The 17,758-nt window shown below is 52.0% G+C and carries 13 protein-coding genes; 10 read left to right on the top strand and 3 right to left on the bottom strand.

From position 1 onward, the window contains the following. The first annotated feature begins 72 nt into the window (after positions 1-72). The 3 genes from AXA67_13550 to AXA67_13540 all read left to right on the top strand — a co-directional run bounded on the left by AXA67_13550 (position 73) and on the right by AXA67_13540 (position 5,619). The gene (locus tag AXA67_13550) at positions 73-963 is read left to right on the top strand and encodes a hypothetical protein (GenBank protein KXJ40057.1); all 891 of its coding nucleotides are present in this window, start codon (positions 73-75) and stop codon (positions 961-963) included. After that, positions 960-4,808, top strand: coding sequence for a hypothetical protein (locus AXA67_13545; protein KXJ40056.1), 3,849 nt, complete (start codon positions 960-962; stop codon positions 4,806-4,808). Before AXA67_13550 ends, AXA67_13545 begins: the two co-directional genes overlap by 4 nt. Before the next feature lie 373 nt (positions 4,809-5,181). Continuing rightward, positions 5,182-5,619 carry a hypothetical protein gene (locus tag AXA67_13540; GenBank protein KXJ40055.1) on the top strand — a complete coding sequence of 146 codons (438 nt, stop codon included), beginning with the start codon at positions 5,182-5,184 and terminating at the stop codon, positions 5,617-5,619. Here AXA67_13540 and AXA67_13535 read toward each other — a convergent pair. Then, positions 5,616-6,968 (bottom strand): two-component system response regulator, encoded by a 1,353-nt coding sequence (locus AXA67_13535; GenBank protein KXJ40054.1) that lies wholly within the window; start codon positions 6,966-6,968, stop codon positions 5,616-5,618. The two genes, AXA67_13540 and AXA67_13535, sit on opposite strands and share 4 nt — an antisense overlap. Beyond that, positions 6,965-8,473: a hypothetical protein gene (locus AXA67_13530; GenBank protein ID KXJ40053.1), complete on the bottom strand. Its 1,509-nt coding sequence runs from the start codon at positions 8,471-8,473 to the stop codon at positions 6,965-6,967. The genes AXA67_13535 and AXA67_13530 overlap by 4 nt, the downstream gene beginning before the upstream one ends. A gap of 248 nt (positions 8,474-8,721) precedes the next feature. Between AXA67_13530 and sucC the strand changes: the two genes are divergently transcribed. The 7 genes from sucC (at position 8,722) to AXA67_13495 (ending at position 16,978) form a co-directional block, all read left to right on the top strand. Next, positions 8,722-9,891: a succinate--CoA ligase subunit beta gene (sucC, locus tag AXA67_13525; GenBank protein ID KXJ40052.1), complete on the top strand. Its 1,170-nt coding sequence runs from the start codon at positions 8,722-8,724 to the stop codon at positions 9,889-9,891. Continuing rightward, positions 9,888-10,754 carry a succinate--CoA ligase subunit alpha gene (locus tag AXA67_13520; protein KXJ40051.1) on the top strand — a complete coding sequence of 289 codons (867 nt, stop codon included), beginning with the start codon at positions 9,888-9,890 and terminating at the stop codon, positions 10,752-10,754. The genes sucC and AXA67_13520 overlap by 4 nt, the downstream gene beginning before the upstream one ends. Next, a complete protein-coding gene (locus AXA67_13515) occupies positions 10,751-12,373 on the top strand; it encodes an NAD synthetase (protein ID KXJ40050.1) in 1,623 nt (540 codons plus the stop codon). The genes AXA67_13520 and AXA67_13515 overlap by 4 nt, the downstream gene beginning before the upstream one ends. 134 nt (positions 12,374-12,507) lie before the next feature. Next, a complete protein-coding gene (locus AXA67_13510) occupies positions 12,508-13,260 on the top strand; it encodes an ABC transporter (GenBank protein ID KXJ40049.1) in 753 nt (250 codons plus the stop codon). 5 nt (positions 13,261-13,265) lie between these two features. After that, on the top strand, positions 13,266-14,063 hold the full coding sequence (locus AXA67_13505) for an ABC transporter (protein KXJ40048.1): 798 nt from the start codon (positions 13,266-13,268) through the stop codon (positions 14,061-14,063). A gap of 4 nt (positions 14,064-14,067) precedes the next feature. After that, positions 14,068-14,979, top strand: a complete 912-nt coding sequence (locus AXA67_13500; protein ID KXJ40047.1) for a hypothetical protein — start codon at positions 14,068-14,070, stop codon at positions 14,977-14,979. Positions 14,980-15,535: 556 nt separating this feature from the next. After that, complete coding sequence (locus tag AXA67_13495; protein ID KXJ40194.1) at positions 15,536-16,978, top strand: hypothetical protein; 1,443 nt, start codon at positions 15,536-15,538, stop codon at positions 16,976-16,978. Positions 16,979-17,005: 27 nt separating this feature from the next. On the opposite strand, the gene AXA67_13490 is transcribed toward AXA67_13495, so the two are convergent. Beyond that, positions 17,006-17,737: a hypothetical protein gene (locus AXA67_13490; protein KXJ40046.1), complete on the bottom strand. Its 732-nt coding sequence runs from the start codon at positions 17,735-17,737 to the stop codon at positions 17,006-17,008. Positions 17,738-17,758: the final 21 nt, after the last annotated feature.

Here is a 17,758-nt window from a genome sequence, read left to right as displayed (position 1 = left end):
CTGCTGTCAATCGCTTTAATTATCTTCCCTGTCCTGGTTTTTTGGGGGGTGGTCCGCCTCGATCAACCGGGAATGCCCCCTTTACGCGTTGGCACCAATGTCTGGCCCGGTTACGAACCCCTTTATCTGGCCAGATCCATGGGATTATACCGCGATCAGGACATTCATTTGGTGGAGTTGCATTCGGCCACCGACGTTCTTCATCTTTTCCGCAATGGAGAGCTGGATGCCGCTGCATTGACGCTGGATGAGGCACTGACATTGCTCCAAGATCAATACGACCTGCGGGTGATTCTGGTGATGGATGTATCCGCGGGCGGTGATATGTTGTTGGCCCGGTCCGGTATTAGCGCTTTGCCACAGCTACGGGGCAAGACGATTGGCGTGGAGCATACCGGTGTCGGCGCCATATTACTCGATGGCGCGTTGGCCGCCGCGGGATTGACTCTTGATGATATCAATTTGCAAAGGTTGACCGTAGACCAACATCATCAAGCGTTTCTGCAGGGCCAAGTGGATGCGGTAGTCACCTTTGATCCGGTGGCCACTTATCTGATACAGGAAGGTGCAAGGAAACTATTCGATAGCAGCAGGATCCCAGGCCGCATTGTTGATGTGTTGGTGGTCAGAAAAGAGGTCATCGAACCTAATCAGGCTGTGTTAGAAAAACTATTGCACGGTTATTTTCAAGCGGTGCAATTCTTAAAAGCCACTCCCCAGGAGGCGGTTTCTCGAATGCAAGGCCGGTTGGGATTGTCGGAAAAGGCGATTTTGCAGTCTTATCAGGGGATGAAACTGCCTTCCTTGCAAGAAAACCGTTATTATCTTACGGGCGCTCCTTCACCCTTGCAAACAAGGGCCAGGGAATTGGCGGACTTGATGCTAAAAAATGAATTGCTTGATCATCCTCTCCGTTTCTCCCAGTTGACCGATCCCCGCTTTTTACCCCGGAAGATTCCATGAGCCCTATCTACACCCGAAGTCTTGGGAAATCGCTGGCTTTTTCTTTTATGGTGATTGTGATGGGGCTTTGGTTGGGGTTGTCGGTTCTCTATGGCATTCGGGAGATACGAAGGGTTCAGGTTCACGCCATTGAACATTTAAGACACGATCTTGGGCGTTTACAGTTGGAATTGGAAAATGCCCTGGCTGAACCTGATAAGGTGGAGGCGGAACGGTTATTGACGTTATGGGCGGTGGATCCGGACTTGAAAGTGATTCTGCTGGCTGACGATCAGGGCCGGATCGATTTCGCCAACCGTTTGGCCTGGAAAGGACTGGATGCGGTAAAAGCGGATCCCTTGTTCGAAATCAGCCGGTTCGCAAGCGTTCGGCAACGCCATCGGCCAGTAGTTTTTCTTGGTCATTCCCATGAGTTTGTTCAAGCTTATTACCCTGTTGCTTGGATGAATCAAGCCCATCGATTGCGGGGCCAACGGATCGGTATCCTTTACGCCCGTTACGATCTGGGGCCGCAAATTCATCAACTTTGGATGAATCTGCTCAACTCCACATTGGTGTTGGGCACCATGGTGATTCTGGCGCTGGGAATACTGTGGCGGCAGTTGAAAGCCCATTTGATTCAACCCCTCGCCCATATGACCGAAGTGGCGCGGCACTTCGGGGAAGGAGATTTAGGTGTCAGAATGGAATTGGAAGGCCAAGGTGAATTGATACAATTGACCAAGACCTTCAACCAAATGGCGGATAAAATAGCGGCGGGGCAACGTTTGTTGGAACGCCAAAAGTCCTTGTATGACACGTTGGCTGAAACCAACCAAGTTATCATCCGCGCCCAAAAACGAGAAGAAGTTTTCGACGCGCTTTGCCGGATTGCCGTCGAAAGGGCGGGATTTAAACTGGCTTGGGTGGGAGTTGTGGATGAAGAAAGGAAAGTACTCATCCTCGAGGCTTGTGCGGCAAACGATGAAAGTTGCAAGCAATATGTGGAAAGTCTTTGGATACCCTTGGACAATACCCTGCCGGAAGGCCGGGGGCCGGCAGCGACTGCGGTGCTGGAAGATCGCAGCGTAGTGATCAACGATTTTCTGAAAAACCCCCTTAGCCAGCCTTGGCACCGGCAAGCCTCCCGTTTTCAACTGGCCAGTTGTGCTTCTTTTCCCATTCACTGTGACGCCAAAGTGGTGGGCGTTTTTCTGGTTTATGCAGAGGAAGAAAACTATTTTTCCGAAGATTTATTGATCCTTTTGACCGAGCTAGCCAGCGATATTTCCTTCGCCCTGGAGAATTTTGAGCGCGAGGCCCAGCGGAAAAAGGCAGAGACCGCCTTGCGCGCCAGCGAACAGCGTCTGCAAGTGACCTTGGATTCCATCGGAGACGCAGTGATTGCAACGGATGCCCACGGGAAGGTCGAACGCATGAATCCCATGGCGGAACGCTTGACCGGCTGGAATAAAAAAGATGTGCTGGGAAAACCACTGGTGGAAGTCTTTCACATTGTTGATGCGCAAACCGGCCAGCCGGCGGAAAATCCGGTGGAAAAAGTCTTCGCCGACGGCAAAGTCGTCGGTTTGGCCAATGACACGGTTTTGATTTCCAAAGATGGGAGGCGCTTCCAGATCGCCGACAGCGCCGCGCCGATGCGGGATCATACCGGTGCAATCACAGGGGTGGTGCTTGTCTTCAGGGATGTGACAGAAACCTATGCCTTGCAAAAAAAACTGTTGGCGAGCGAAGCCCGATACCGGCACCTGTTTGAAAAAGGCAAGGTTGCTGCATTGTTGATTGATGAGAAGAAGCGGATCATCATCGACGCCAATGATGCCGCTTGCCGGTTCTATGGCTACAGCCGTAATGAAATGCAAGGCATGCCCCTAGATTGGATCGAAGAAGCGCATGTGATTGAGGAAGGCAACGAAGCTGGCCCGGAAGTTTATTCCCATCGATTGCGTTCCGGTCAGCGCCGGCAGGTGGAACTTCATGCTAGTCAGATAGAGGTTGATTCTGAAATGTTGCTTTACGTGACTGTACACGATGTGACCGAGCAACGGAAAATCGATTATTTCACCCGGTTGCTTGCCGAAGATATTGGAAGCAAGGTAGGGGAGGATTTCTTTCAGACCATGGTGCGGCAACTGGGGGAAGGCTTGGAGGTTGATTATGCGTTTGTAGGGACATTGAACCAATCATCTTTACAGGTGGAAGTGCTGAACGGATGGAGTAAAGGCGAATGGGTGAAAAGCTTTCGTTATGAATTGGAAAATACGCCTTGTGCCAATGTGGTGAGTCGTGGTGCTTGTATTTTTCCCCGGGGTGTTCAATCCCTTTTTCCACAAGATCACCTCCTGGTTGAAATGAAGGTGGAAGGCTACGCGGGTACGCCGTTGCAAAACAGTCAGGGAAATGTCATTGGCATTCTAGTCATTTGTGACACTAAGCCTTTAACCGATGAAAATTACATTTTGTCGGTTCTGCGCATGTTTGCTGCGCGCGCCAGCGCGGAACTGGAAAGGCAAAAGGCGGAACAAGAAATCCAGCGCCTGGCATTTTACGATCCCTTGACCAATCTTCCCAATCGCCGGTTGTTCATGGACCGGCTGAGGCAAGAGTTGGGCGTCGCAGACCGTCACCGGAGCTATGGGGCATTGATGTTTCTGGATTTGGATAATTTCAAGCATTTGAATGATGCTTGGGGCCATCAAGTGGGGGATGCCCTTTTGGTCCAGGTATCGGAAAGGTTGCGCCAGCATCTGCGGGTGGAGGATACGGTTGCTCGCCTGGGGGGAGACGAGTTTGTGGTATTGTTGCCGGAATTGGAGCCGGATTCCACCAAAGCAGCCAATCAAGTCAGAATCGTCGCGGAAAAGATCAAAAAGCATATAGCCGCGCCCTATGAATTGAACGGGCAAAGCTATCAAACCTCCATCAGCATCGGCATCACTTTGTTTGCCGGCCCTGAAGCGCCAGATGACTTGCTCAAACAGGCCGACACTGCCATGTATCGGGCAAAATCCATGGGCCGCAATGCCATCTGTTTCTATCTCCCGGCCATGCAGGTGGCTGCCGATGTCCGCCTGCAAATGGAAAAGGATTTGCGCGCCGCGCTTGAACAAAATCAGCTCCAGCTTTATTTTCAACCCCAGCATAATGTGGCTGGGGATCTAGTGGGGGTGGAAGCGTTGTTGCGATGGTATCACCCGGAAGACGGGTGGGTACCTCCCAACGAATTTATTCCCATCGCCGAAGAAAGCGGTCTGATACTACCCCTGGGACAGTGGGTGTTGAAAGAGGCCTGCCGGTATATGGGCACTTGGCAATCGCAGCCCTTCTTTCAAAGGCTGGATCATTTGGCGGTAAACATTAGCCCCAGACAGTTTCATCAAGCGGGGTTCGTCGAGCAAGTGCAGTCAGTACTCAAGAGTTGCCGAATCAATGCGCGGAAACTCATGTTGGAATTGACCGAAAATATCGTTATTGAAGATATAAATGACACCATTACGAAAATACGGGCCTTAAAACGACTGGGAGTTCGGTTTTCCATCGATGATTTTGGGACAGGTTATTCATCCCTGCTGTATCTCAAACGATTGCCTCTGGATCAGCTGAAAATTGACCGTTCGTTCATCAATGATATTGCTGTGGATGCCAACGACTGCGTCATTATTGAGACCATGTTATCCATGGCCCGGCATTTGGGATTGGATGTTGTGGCAGAAGGGGTTGAAAACGAAGTGCAGCGGCAGTTTCTCAAGAGCCATGGTTGCCCGATTTTCCAAGGGTTTTTCTATAGCCCGCCGTTGCCTGAGGAAGACTTCATTAAATATGCCAGTAAGTCCGTTTTGTCTTGATCTATAGATTGGGAAGCTGCATATGAATATGGGTTTAACGTGTTTTTGTGATGCGAATAGTAGCCACAATACCAAGAATGGGAAAGCGAAAGTGGATGAGTACAAATTCTCAGTTGGCATCTTTAGAGCGCCAATATTGATTTCATCTCCCCTTGGACAGCCAAGATGGAGAGGTTATGCAACAAACGCCATTTGGTTTGCCAAGGTTCAGATTTGCAATGTTTTGGCTTGACCCCGCCACATTGAAATGATGCCTGTCTTCTAGACTCATGCGTCATTCAAAGAGACTTGCTCTTGTCTCTCATGGGCTCTATCGGCTACCCTATGGGCCTTGAAGGTTATACAAAAATTAATTATTGAAGGGGAGGAATTAATGGAGACCTTATTAATCGGAATTACTATTCTTTTTGTCGTTTACGTCGCTTATATTTTACTCACTGCGACTTTCGCGAATAAAGGCCAGCCAACGCATCCACAACAAGCCAAGTCCCAAGCGCCGGTAGCTGAGAAGGAGGAATCTCCGGTGGCTGAGGTAGAGCCTGCCGCTGAAAAGCCAGTTGAGAGTCAACAGGAGGTTGCAACAGCCGAGGAGGCTGAAAAGGTTAAGACCTTGAAAAATCCTGAAACTGGCGAGACCGCCGCAGTGCCTACCAATTACCGGTTTGCCAAACGCTGGATTAAGGAGGCGCTGGTCAAGGAAGGTTTGCTGGACAAAATTTATAACAATACGGATTTGAAGGACGAAAAAAACAACCAGAAAGTGAAGGAAGCGCTGGAGAAATTGAAGCAAATGAAAAAATATTGGGCTTAATCAATGCCTAGTTTTTTCAATCGGTAACGCAGGGAGCGGAAGGTCAGGCCGAGCTGTTTTGCAGCAGCGGTACGGTTCCAGCGGGTCTGCTCCAGGACGTTGAGAATAGTTCGTCTTTCGATCTCATCCAGATAATTCTCCAGGGAAAAAACGCCGTTTGGTGGGGTGGGTTCTTCGCTTGGGTTTTCCGTGGTTTCTGTTTGCTGTGCGGGCAGGTTTAAATCTTCAATGTCAATGGTGCCCCCCTCGCAGAGTGCGGCGGCTCTTTCAAGAATATTTTCCAGTTCCCGTACGTTGCCCGGAAAGGAATATCGCTGAAGGGCCTCCAAAGCTTTAGGCGTCAATTTCAAAGCGCTCACGCTGTTGAGTTCACCCAACCGCGCGAGGATGTGTTCCGACAGTTGGGGAATATCCTCTTTGCGATCTTTTAAGGCGGGCACGGGCAATTCAATGACATTGATCCGGTAAAACAAATCTTGGCGGAATTGTCCTTCATCTACCATTTTTTTTAGATTCTTGTGGGTTGCGCTCAGGATCCTTACGTCCACGGGAATCTCCTGTTGATCCCCGACGGGACGGACGGATTTTTCCTGGATGGCCCGCAGCAGTTTGACCTGCAGAGACAGAGGTAAGTCGGCCACTTCGTCGAGAAACAACGTACCCCCATCGGCGGCTTGAAAGAGACCGGTTTTATCCGCCACCGCGCCGGAAAAGCTGCCCTTGCGGTGGCCGAAAAACTCACTCTCCATTAATTCCGCCGGGATGGCGCCACAATTGACGGCGATAAAAGGTTTGTTCGCCCGTGGACTTTTGGCATGAATCAGGCGCGCAACCAGTTCTTTGCCAGTGCCGGAAGCGCCGCTAATGAAAATGGGCGCCTGGGTGCGTCCCAGCTTGACGATTTTGCCCCGGATTTCCCGCATCACCTCGGACTCTCCCAGCAAGATATCCCGCGAGCGGTTGTCCTTTTTACCGAGTTCCTTGGAAAGGGTCATGGCGCTACCCACCAGTTTGCGCAGGATTTTCAAATCAACCGGTTTGGAAACAAAATCAAAGGCGCCCAGTTTCAAAGCCTGTACGGCCAGCTCCATGCTGCCGTGAGCTGTGATGACTGCCACCGGCAATGCTGGCGTGTTGGCCTGGATATATTCCACCAGTTCCAGGCCGCTGCCATCAGGTAGCTTCATGTCGGTCAGGCAGAGTTGGAATTGTTCCTGATTAAGCCAATTTTTGGCTTCATCCAGATTGGCGGCGGTTCTGACTTTGATGTCCATCCGCGCCAGGGTTAGTTCCAACAGTTCCAGTATATCTGGTTCATCATCAACAACGAGAGCGAGGGCGTGTGTCATAGTTCCACCGTGAGTTGTTCCGCGTCGGCAAGGATGATTCGGAAGCGGCTGCCTTGCCGGCTGTTCTTCTCATATTCCAAGGTGGCCTGGTTCAATTGGGCCAGTTCCCGGGCAATATAGAGTCCTAGTCCGGTGCCCGTGGAAGAGGTGGTGAAAAAAGGATCGAACACTTGGCGTAAGGTATCCGGCGGGATACCGGGGCCGTAATCCACCACTTCAAGCGTCGGTTTGTCCTGCTCCGGGTGACGGTACAAATGAATTTCCACATTTTTATCGCCAGTTGCGCCATATTTCAAGGCGTTAGTGCAAAGGTTAGTCAAAATCTGACGCAGTTGGGAAGCATCGACGAGGGCATAGAGCGGTTCGTCTTTTATATGGATCTCGAACACATCCTTCAATCCCAAATGTTCCTCCTTGAATTCATCATAGAACCGCGGCAGCCAATGCGCCATGTTCAGCTTGCTGCGTTGGGAGGGTTTGCGGCGGGAAAGTTCCAGCACATTGCCAATAATGTCGTTGACCCGGCGGGAATGGTTCTGGATGATTTCCACCAGGCGTTGGTCTTGCGCATCCAGCGCCGGGTTTTCTCCCAACAATTGCCCGGCGTGACTGATGGCGCTCAAGGGGTTGCGGATTTCGTGGGCGATGCCGGCGGTCAACCGGCCCAGGGAGGCCAGTTTGCTTTCCTGTACCCGCTGTTGATAGAGCGCCACGTCTTCCAGAAAAATCATGGTCAAGGTTTCACCCTGGGTGGTTAGGCGGCTGAAACGGACATGAATGGAATCCGAATCGCTTTGCAAAGTGACGGAATTAGATTCGGGCTGCTGGAGCCACCTTCGAAAGTGAATGATTAATCTATCGGGCAGATCAGCCAGATCTGAAGGTTTGGCATCGAGTTTGAGCAGGCGCAGGGCGGAGTCATTCAAAAGCCGGATGCGGTAAGTCTCGTCCAGTATCAAAATGCCCGATTGTAAATGTTGGACGATAAATTCGTTGAGTTGCTTGAGATTGGCAAGATCGATGCCGCGTTGTTCCGCCAATGCTTCGCTTTTTTCTGCCTGTTGCGCCAGGGCGATGGAAAGAAGCGCAATGGTGAAATAAGCCGTGCCCAACATGCCGGCGTAGGAATAACTGGTGGTATCAAATGCATTGAGCAAGTCACCGGCGGCTTCCACCGCCAGTACAGAGATGCTCGCCAATGCCGCAATTCCCAAAGCGCAGCGGCCGCCAATCAAAAGGCCGCCAGCGGCAACGGTTACCGCCAGTAAAATACCAAAGCCGATTTGCAGACCGCCGCAGGCAAAAATGATCAGCGGGATGGCAATCAAATCCAGGCTGATATGGGCTACTGCCTGCAATCGGTAGCCAAGCTTATGCGCAATCAAAAAATAAAGCGAAGCGAAGGACGCTGTCAGGTAGCCTAAAGTGGTCCATTCATATAGTTTTGGGGCGTGGCTGCCCAGATGATTGGGCCCGAGTTGAGTGAAATACAATAGAACGAGCAACGCAGAAAGAATACACTGATAGGTTGCAAATACCTTAACCAGCCGCCATGCCTGGTCGTTAGGAATCCTATAGCTTGAAAAAGGACAAGGTCTTAGTGATTGATTTCCTGGTTGCATGGGCTCGCATCAAGCAGTGTGGTTGGCTTAGAATAGCCAAGATAAAAAAACAAGCGGTAAAAAAGTAACCATCTTCTATAGCGCTATGCCAAGTATAGCGCCGAACTTTTCCATCAAAGGCAAAATTTTCCATGAATATTCACGAATTTCAATCCAAAGCGTTATTGTCTGACTACGGGATTCCGGTTCCCCTGGGACAAGTGGCTTATACCCCTGAAGAAGCGCAGCAGGCCGCCGAAAAATTGGGCGGCGATAAATGGCTGGTGAAAGCACAGGTACATGCCGGTGGCCGGGGCAAAGCCGGCGGCGTTCTTATGGTGGATAGTCCCAGTCAGACGCGGGAAGCGGCTGCAAAACTGTTGGGAATGACCTTGGTAACCCATCAAACCAGACCCAAGGGGCTGCCAGTCAACGCGGTATTAGTCGAGCGGGCGACTTCGATTGCGGAAGAATTGTATTTAAGCATGGTCATCGATCGGGGCCGGGAAAGAATCTCGGTCATCGCTTCCGCCGCTGGCGGCATGGAAATAGAAGAGGTAGCGGCCCGTACACCGGATAAAATTCTTAAATTTTTCATTCATCCAGCTGCGGGCCCGCAAGATTATCAAGGGCGCGAATCCGGATTTGGGATGGATTTGGAGGGGAAACAAGTCCAGCAATTTGTGGGTTTGTTGAAAAATCTTTACCGTTTGTTTCAGGATAAAGATGCTTCCCAGATAGAAATCAACCCCCTGGCGTTGACAACAGAAGGACAGCTAGTGGCTTTGGACGCCAAATTGGAATTTGACGACAATGCCCTTTACGCCCATCCTGAAATCGAAGCGCTGCGCGATCCCAGCCAAGAGGACGAAAAAGAACGCAAGGCCAGCGAACATGATCTCAATTACATCGCTCTGGACGGGAATATCGGCTGCATGGTTAACGGCGCCGGTCTGGCGATGGCGACTCTGGATTTGGTCAAGCAATGCGGCGGCGAGCCTGCCAATTTTCTCGACGTGGGAGGTGGAACCACGGCGGAAAGGGTGGCGGAAGCTTTCAAGATCATCCTTTCCGACCCCAAAGTCAAAGCGATTCTCGTGAATATTTTCGGTGGTATTGTCCGCTGTGATTTGATTGCCGAAGGTATTATTGCCGCGGTCAAGGAAGTGGGAGTTTCAATACCCGTGGTAGTCCGGCTGGAAGGCACCAATGCCGATGCCGGGCGGCGGCTTTTGGAAAAATCCGGCCTGTCGATTATCGCCGCGGTGGATTTAAAGGAAGCGGCGCAAAAGGCAGTGGCCGCTGCGGGAGGTCAGTTATGAGCGTGCTGGTAGATCGCGTTACCAAAGTCATTTGCCAGGGGTTTACCGGCAAGCAGGCAACTTTTCATTCCCGTCAGGCCTTGGAATATGGCACGCAATTAGTCGGCGGGGTCACACCGGGCCGGGGCGGACAAACCCATCTGGAATTGCCGGTATTCAATACGGTGCGTGAAGCGGTTCAGGCAACCGGGGCCGAGGCCAGCGTCATTTACGTGCCGCCGCCGTTTGCCGCCGACGCCATCCTGGAAGCGGCTGATTGCGGGATCCGTTTGGTGGTTTGCATCACCGAGGGCATTCCCACCCTCCATATGCTGCGGGTGAAAGCGACGCTGCAAGATTACGATTGTGTGTTGATCGGTCCCAACTGTCCCGGAATCATCACCCCCGGCCAGTGCAAGATAGGCATCATGCCGGGCTTTATTCACAAGCCGGGTTCGGTGGGGATTGTTTCCCGCTCGGGCACCTTGACCTATGAGGCGGTTTGGCAAACCACTCAGGAAGGGTTGGGGCAAAGTACGTGCATCGGCATTGGCGGCGACCCGATTCACGGGATGAATTTTATCGAGGCGCTGGCGCTGTTTGAATCCGACCCGGATACCAAAGGGATGATCCTGGTGGGGGAGATCGGCGGCCAGGAGGAAGAAGAAGCGGCCGATTACATTAAACATCATGTTACCAAACCAGTCGTGGCCTATATCGCTGGCCGCACCGCGCCGCCTGGACGGCGCATGGGACATGCGGGGGCTATTGTCAGCGGTGGCAAGGGGACGGCGGAAGCCAAGGTGAAGGCCCTGCGCGATGCCGGGGTTGTGGTGGTGGATTCGCCCACGGATATGGGCGCGGCCATGAAAGCCAGCCTATGACCCGGTTACGTTTGGCCCTGGCTCAGCTCAATTATTTGGTGGGGGATATCGAGGGCAACGTGGCTAAAATTATCGCCACGGCCCAGCGCGCCCGGGATGAACTGAAAGCCCACGCGGTAATATTCACGGAATTGGCCATTTCTGGTTATCCGCCCGATGATTTGTTGCTGCGGGCGGATTTTATCCACGCTTGCCGGCAGGGACTGGATAGAATCAGAGAAGCGGTCAAGGGGATTGAGGTCATCGTCGGATTCCCTCAGCAATATGACGGCAGACTATATAACGCCGCAGCGGTTTTGGCCGATGGTCAGGTGCGTTTGGTCTATCACAAACACGAACTGCCTAATTACGGCGTGTTCGACGAAAAACGTTACTTTTCTCCGGGAGAGGCCTCAGGATTGTGCTTGATGAAAGGTGTGCCGGTGGGGCTCTCCATTTGTGAGGATATCTGGCACGCGGGCGTGGTGGAACAAGCAGTCAACGCCGGGGCCAGGTTGATCTTGAATATCAACGCCTCGCCTTTTCATATTCACAAAGTGGGTCAGCGGGAAGCGGCGGTCCATGCCCGTATTGCCGCCACCGGCGTGCCGGTGGTGTACGTCAACCAGATCTGCGGTCAGGATGAATTAGTTTTCGACGGCGCTTCTTTTGTCATGGATTCTCATGGCGAAGTGGTGCTGAGGGCGCCCGAATTTGAAGAGTCCTTGACGGTAGCCGAGTTCGACTGGGATGGAGATAACGTCAAACCCCATGCGGGCCTGTTGACGCCCATTGAAGATGAATCGATGAGCATTTATAAAGCCATCGTATTGGCCATCCGCGACTACACCCACAAAAATCATTTCCGCGGCGCGGTATTGGGGTTGTCCGGTGGGATTGATTCTTCCGTGGTGCTGGCTTTGGCGGCGGACGCTTTAGGTCCCGAAAATGTCGAGGCGGTGATGATGCCGTCGCGGTTTACTTCCAACATCAGTCTGGAAGACGCCAAAGCCCTGGCGGAAAATTTGGGGGTGAAATACAGCGTTATCTCCATTGAGCCGGCTTTCAATGCTTTTTTGGAGATGCTCAAGGAGGAATTTGCCGGCAAACCCTGGGACGTGACTGAGGAAAATATTCAGGCCCGTTGCCGTGGAATTACCCTGATGGCGATTTCCAACAAAACCGGCAAACTAGTCCTTTCCACCGGCAACAAAAGTGAAATGAGTGTGGGTTATGCCACGCTCTATGGGGATATGGCGGGAGGATTCGCTCCCATCAAAGACGTCATGAAACTCAAGGTCTATCAACTGGCGGAAACCATCAATGCCATTCGTCCGGTGATTCCCCAGCGGGTGTTGGAACGCCCGCCTTCAGCGGAGCTGGCGCCGGATCAAAAGGACGAAGATAGCTTGCCCCCATACAGCATTTTGGACCCCATCCTTGAATTATATGTGGAACAGGATCGCGCTGTTGCAGAGATCATTGCCGCCGGATTCGACAGGAAAGTGGTGGAGCGGGTGGTGCAAATGGTGGACCGCAACGAATACAAGCGCCGTCAGGCGCCGCCAGGGGTTCGTATTACCCCTCGCGCCTTTGGCCGGGACCGGCGCTGGCCGATTACCCATGGCTTCAAGCCATAAGCTACCCGCCTCGATAGGCGCCCCGGTTTTTGGGAAGCGCCGTAAACCCTCCCTGGGGGCTTGATGTCGGCCATCCAGGCCGTCAGCATTTCCAATAGCCAGTCCCGGGTGTCTTCCTAACATGACTGATTGAGATAAATTTGAAGATGCGGGAGACCCAGCCGGTTATTGAAGTTAAGGACTTATCCAAACGTTACGACAAGGTCGTTGCCTTGGATAGGATTTCCTTTCAAGTGCATCAGGGCCAAACCTGCGCCCTATTGGGTGGCAACGGCGCGGGTAAAACCACCACCTTATCCATCCTGTTGGGGTTGTTGCTGCCAAGTTCTGGCCGGGTTAGGGTGTTGGGCGTGGATATGCTGAAAAATCGCTACTCCGCCTTGGCGCGGATGAATTTTACTTCTCCTTACGTGGATTTGCCCCACCGCCTGACCGTGTGGCAAAACCTGGATATCTATGCCCGTCTGTATGGGATTCCACGGCGCAAGGCCCGCCTCGGGGAATTATGTGAAGAATTGGATTTGCTCGAGCTGCAAAATCGCCGCTACCGTTCCTTGTCTTCTGGCCAGAAAACCCGGGTAGCGCTGGCCAAATCCTTGTTAAATTACCCCGAAGTGTTGCTCATGGATGAACCCACGGCTTCCTTGGATCCCGATTCCGCCGAGCGGATACGGGGTTACTTGATGAATTACCGGCAAAGATGCCATGCTACTTTTCTGCTGGCTTCCCATAACATGACGGAAGTAGAGCGGCTTTGTGACTATGTCTTTATCATGAACAATGGCCGGATTGCCGACCAAGGTTCACCTCAAGCCTTGATTGAGAAATACAGCCGGGAAACCCTGGAACAAGTGTTTATCGACATTGCCCGTGGTGGGGAACAGTGAGAAACATGCTCGCCAGCCTGGGCAGAATTCATGCGCTTGTGGTGCGTTATCTCTACCTGTTAAAAGGTTCCTGGCCCCGCTTGCTGGAATTGGCCTATTGGCCTACGGTTCAGATGATTCTATGGGGACTGATCAATCGTTTCCTGGCCGGCCAGAGCGAATGGCTGGCCCAGGCGGCGGGATTGTTTATCGCAGCCGTCCTGTTATGGGATGTATTGTTCCGGGCCCAACTGGGGGTATCGGTCGTCTTTCTCGAAGAGATGTGGTCGCGCAATCTCGGTCAATTGTTTGTCACACCCCTGCGTCCGTGGGAGTGGGTATTGGCTTTGATGGCCATCAGTCTCTTGCGAACCCTGATCGGCGTCGGTGCGGCGGCGCTGCTGGCGATAGCGCTCTACGAGTATTCCATTTTCGACATGGGGCTTCCCTTGCTCGCCTTTTTTATCAATTTACTAGTAATGGGTTGGGCTATCGGACTGGTGGTCATTTCTTTGGTGCTTCGGTATGGCTTGGGGGCGGAAGGGTTGGCGTGGGCGTTGATTTTTGCTCTGGCGCCTGTCAGCGGCATTTATTATCCGGTTTCGGTGTTACCCGCATGGATTCAACCCATCGCCCTGGCCTTGCCCTCCGCCCATGTATTCGAGGGAATGCGGGGATTGATGATTCAGCACGAATTCATCTGGAATCATTTTTACTGGGCAGTGGGACTTAACGGACTCTATTTGCTGCTGGGAGGATTGGTGTTTTTATGGTCTTTTCACGTGGCCCGGCAGCGTAATTTGTTATTGCAATTGGGGGAATAAGGAAATGTCAGATAAAGCAAAAGAAACGAGAACCACATCAATTTTTACTCCGTGCACGCGGGAAGAGCGTGAGCGGAACTTTTTATCCTATTGGGATTTTTCCCAGCGTCACGCGGGGGAATTACTGGAAAGTGAGCGGGATCTCTCCAGAAAAAGAGAAAAGCTGAAAGCCTTTCAAGACCAACCGGTGAGATCCCGTGCCCCTTTGCCGGATCCGCGGATTTTCTACCGCAACTGTGTGTCTTGGCAGGATGATCCGGCAAAAGTAGACAAATTGACCTTGATGCTGACTTGCATCTACAAATTCGCCCGCCATGAATGGGTGGGGATCTGCGGCGCGTGGGACGCCACGCCGTCCATGGCACAATGCCTCAGTGTGGAAGACAAGATCAGCCGGGTCCATTTGGCCGAGGAGTTCACCCATATCCGGTTGTTTCATAAAATGCTGCTGACTTTTCATTTGGATGAGGTGGAATGGGCGCCGCCAGGGCCATTGATGCAAGCAGTTTACCGCACTTTTCCCAAGTTGCCGGGTTTTTTGATGGATGCGCCGGCGTTTGTCACCGAACTCATGGGCATGGTTTTCTATCAACATTTGGACCGGCTATTCGACGAATTGCTTAAAGAAAGGGAACCCGAGGCATGCCAGCGGTTACATCAACTGCTGCGTGAAATCATGGTGGATGAACTGGCTCATGTGGGACAGCGGCGTAACTTTATCGGCCCCGTCGGGATAAAGCTGTCGAAATGGATGATTGCGCCCTTGTTCAAAGTATTCTTTTCCGATATTCCCGAAGCCAAGTTCCTGTTCGACATTGACCGGATGATTGAGGATGCCCGACGCTTTGATTATTCCACCGTACCGGCGGAGATGGTGAATGAGAGCTGGTTGCCGAGTTATTGCATTGGGAGTTGAAAAAACTGTTGCTTGGGAGATGGGCTATTTCAATCTTCCGGATGAAAAAAAGTTTAGCTACAAGGAATAAATCACTGATGTTACGCACGTTCGTTCCATATTATCCTCCCCCTCCCCAACCCTCCCCCCAAGCGGGGCCAAGGGTGGATTCCCTGACCTTGCCGTGCCGGCGAGGAAGGTAATATGGAGTGTTTTCTGGCCTCCATCTATAACGATGGGAGCGGCGAAAACCAAGCGTTGACTCCCCTCTCCCTGTGGGAGAGGGGGCGGTGGAGAGGGCATTCCGGGCAAGTGCGTAACATCAGTAAATAACAAAAACTTTGCATTTTCTATTGAAATTCCAATATCTGTCCCCACTATAAAACTTATGCGCACTTAAAAAAGCGCAGGTTTAAGGCTGAGCCTCTCTTGAAGGTGCGGTATTCAGTTGAGTTTCTTGGACAAGGAGGCTCGATTTGTAAGTAACGTCATCAGAGTAGATGTTAAAACCTGATTCAGGAGGAGGATTCGTATGCAAGAACAATTAACCCTTTGGAATGAAACCGTATCCCAGTGGCTGGCGCCAGTGGCGGCTGTATTGGGAGATAAAGTAACCAAAGTCATTGGCGCTGTGGTGCTGTTGATTGTCGGTTGGTTTTTGGCTTTGGTGATTCGTTTGTTGGTGCGGCGTGGATTACGGCTGCTTGACCTTAACGAAAAAATCAAGGCGGCTACCCACAGTGAATGGAATGTGGAATTGTGGGTGACACGGCTAGTGTATTACCTGCTCTTAGCGCTGGTTTTTATTGCTTTTTTCGACGCGCTTGACCTGAAAATGGTCTCCGAACCCTTGCAAGCGTTGACTACTCAGGTATTTGCCTATCTGCCGAAATTATTTGCCGGCTTGGGCCTGACTTTGTTGGCTTGGCTGTTGGCTTTGCTCGGGCGGATTTCCATTAGCAAACTGTTGGAGAAAAGCCGGCTTACCGAGCGTCTGGCGGCGGAGCCGGAAGGGGAAACCTTGGCGATATCCCTGGGCAATATTGTCTTTTGGCTGATTCTGCTGATTTTTTTACCCGCGATTCTTGAAGCATTTGAACTCAAGGGATTGCTGGGTCCGGTTCAGAACATGGTCAACAAGGTGTTGGCGATGTTGCCAAACATTTTCGGCGCTTTGGTGCTGGGTTTTGTCGGCTGGCTGGTCGCCAGGATCTTGCGTGATTTGGTTACCAATATTCTCGATGTTTCCGGGGTCAATACCCTAGGGCGCAAGGCTGGATTGACTGGGGAAATGACCCTGTCAAAACTGGTTGGCACTCTCGTGTTTATTTTTGTCCTGATCCCGGCCTTGATTGCCGCTCTCAATGCCCTTCAAATCGAGGCAATATCGGAGCCTGCCACCCAAATGCTCTCGGCGATTTTAACGGTGATTCCCAATTTGATTGCCGCGGCGTTGATTTTGGGCATTGCCTGGTTTGTCGCCAAATTGGTTTCGGGATTGACGGTCAATATCTTGTCCGGGGTCGGTTTCGACCAATTACCCCAGCGTCTCGGACTGCCTTGGCGGAGTCAAGAAGGTGCAATGACGCCTAGTATACTGGCAGGACGTCTTTTGACATTTTTTATTCTGCTATTTGCATTTGTGGAGGCAACCAATCGTCTTGGGTTATCCCAGGTTTCCGAGCTGGTGAGTTATTTGATTCGCTTTGGCGGTAAAATCCTGCTCGGCAGTATCATTCTGATTGCCGGCTTCTGGCTGGCCAATTTGGCTTATACAGCGATAAGCCGCGCTTCTCCGGAAGGCCGTCCCAATCCCCTGGCCCAAGTGGCGCGGGTGGCTATCATGCTGGTGGTGACCGCGATGGGATTGCGGGAAATGGGCATCGCCGAAGATATCGTCAATGCTGCCTTTGTGTTGACCCTGGGTGCCGTGGCGGTAGCCTTTGCTCTGGCTTTCGGACTGGGTGCCCGGGAAGCCGCTGGCGATCTAGCTAGGCGCTGGGTTGAAAAAATGCGTTGAGAAAACAAAATATTTGACACCATTTATCTACCCCTCCTGCAAGGAGGGGTTTTGCTTTTGGATATTTTGTTGGTCATTTTTTTTGGTGATACCCTCCTGGATCACGGGTATGCGGCTATAAAAGAACCACCAAAAGCCGGCGATACCCCCCAGAACGCCCAAGTGCATGAGTTCGTGGGGTCCCAGGATACCTGGAATCAGCACCGGCCACCGGGCATAGTCAGCGATGGCACCTATTGTATAGGATAATCCTCCCCAAACCATGGGCCGGATGAAAGCAAAGCCGAAATGTCGGGCCAGCGCGATGCCGGAACCCAGTCCCAGCCAGCCCAGGCCAAGATAAAGGGCAAGTCCCAGCACCTCAGGGATGTTATGAAAAAAGACTGCTTTCAGGACGATACCAGTAATCGCCAGAAGCCAGACCAATCCCAGCATTCCCCATCGTCCCCACCAACTGCGAAAAAACAACGGTTGCAGCGGGGTAAAGCTGCCGGCGATCAGGATGAAGATGGCGGAATGATCCAGGCGCGCGAAAACTTCGTGTCCGGTTCCCCCCGTCGCGAGGAGATGATAAACGCCGCTCATCGACAGTAACAGCACAATGGTGAAGGAGAAGATTCCCGCCGTCCACCGGCACAGACGGCAAAGCCGGCATTGTTTAACCAGGGGGATGCTCAAAATGGCGAACACGCCAGCACCGATTAAATGGGTCAGGGAACTGACCGGGTGAGTGAACCCCGGAATCTCATAGATTTCCATGGACCATATTCTCCCGAATTT

Origin of the sequence: Methylothermaceae bacteria B42, from assembly GCA_001566965.1 — a bacterium.
Taxonomy (GTDB): Bacteria; Pseudomonadota; Gammaproteobacteria; order Methylococcales; family Methylothermaceae; genus Methylohalobius.
This window is presented reverse-complemented; position numbering and strand designations above follow the sequence as displayed.

Coding starts and splice junctions, on each gene's coding strand:
- AXA67_13505 (KXJ40048.1), top strand. CDS start 13,266: ATGCTCGCCAGCCTGGGCAGAATTCATGCGCTTGTGGTGCGTTATCTC.
- AXA67_13540 (KXJ40055.1), top strand. CDS start 5,182: ATGGAGACCTTATTAATCGGAATTACTATTCTTTTTGTCGTTTACGTC.
- sucC (KXJ40052.1), top strand. CDS start 8,722: ATGAATATTCACGAATTTCAATCCAAAGCGTTATTGTCTGACTACGGG.
- AXA67_13545 (KXJ40056.1), top strand. CDS start 960: ATGAGCCCTATCTACACCCGAAGTCTTGGGAAATCGCTGGCTTTTTCT.
- AXA67_13500 (KXJ40047.1), top strand. CDS start 14,068: ATGTCAGATAAAGCAAAAGAAACGAGAACCACATCAATTTTTACTCCG.
- AXA67_13535 (KXJ40054.1), bottom strand. CDS start 6,968: ATGACACACGCCCTCGCTCTCGTTGTTGATGATGAACCAGATATACTG.
- AXA67_13490 (KXJ40046.1), bottom strand. CDS start 17,737: ATGGAAATCTATGAGATTCCGGGGTTCACTCACCCGGTCAGTTCCCTG.
- AXA67_13550 (KXJ40057.1), top strand. CDS start 73: ATGCCCCCTTTACGCGTTGGCACCAATGTCTGGCCCGGTTACGAACCC.
- AXA67_13520 (KXJ40051.1), top strand. CDS start 9,888: ATGAGCGTGCTGGTAGATCGCGTTACCAAAGTCATTTGCCAGGGGTTT.
- AXA67_13515 (KXJ40050.1), top strand. CDS start 10,751: ATGACCCGGTTACGTTTGGCCCTGGCTCAGCTCAATTATTTGGTGGGG.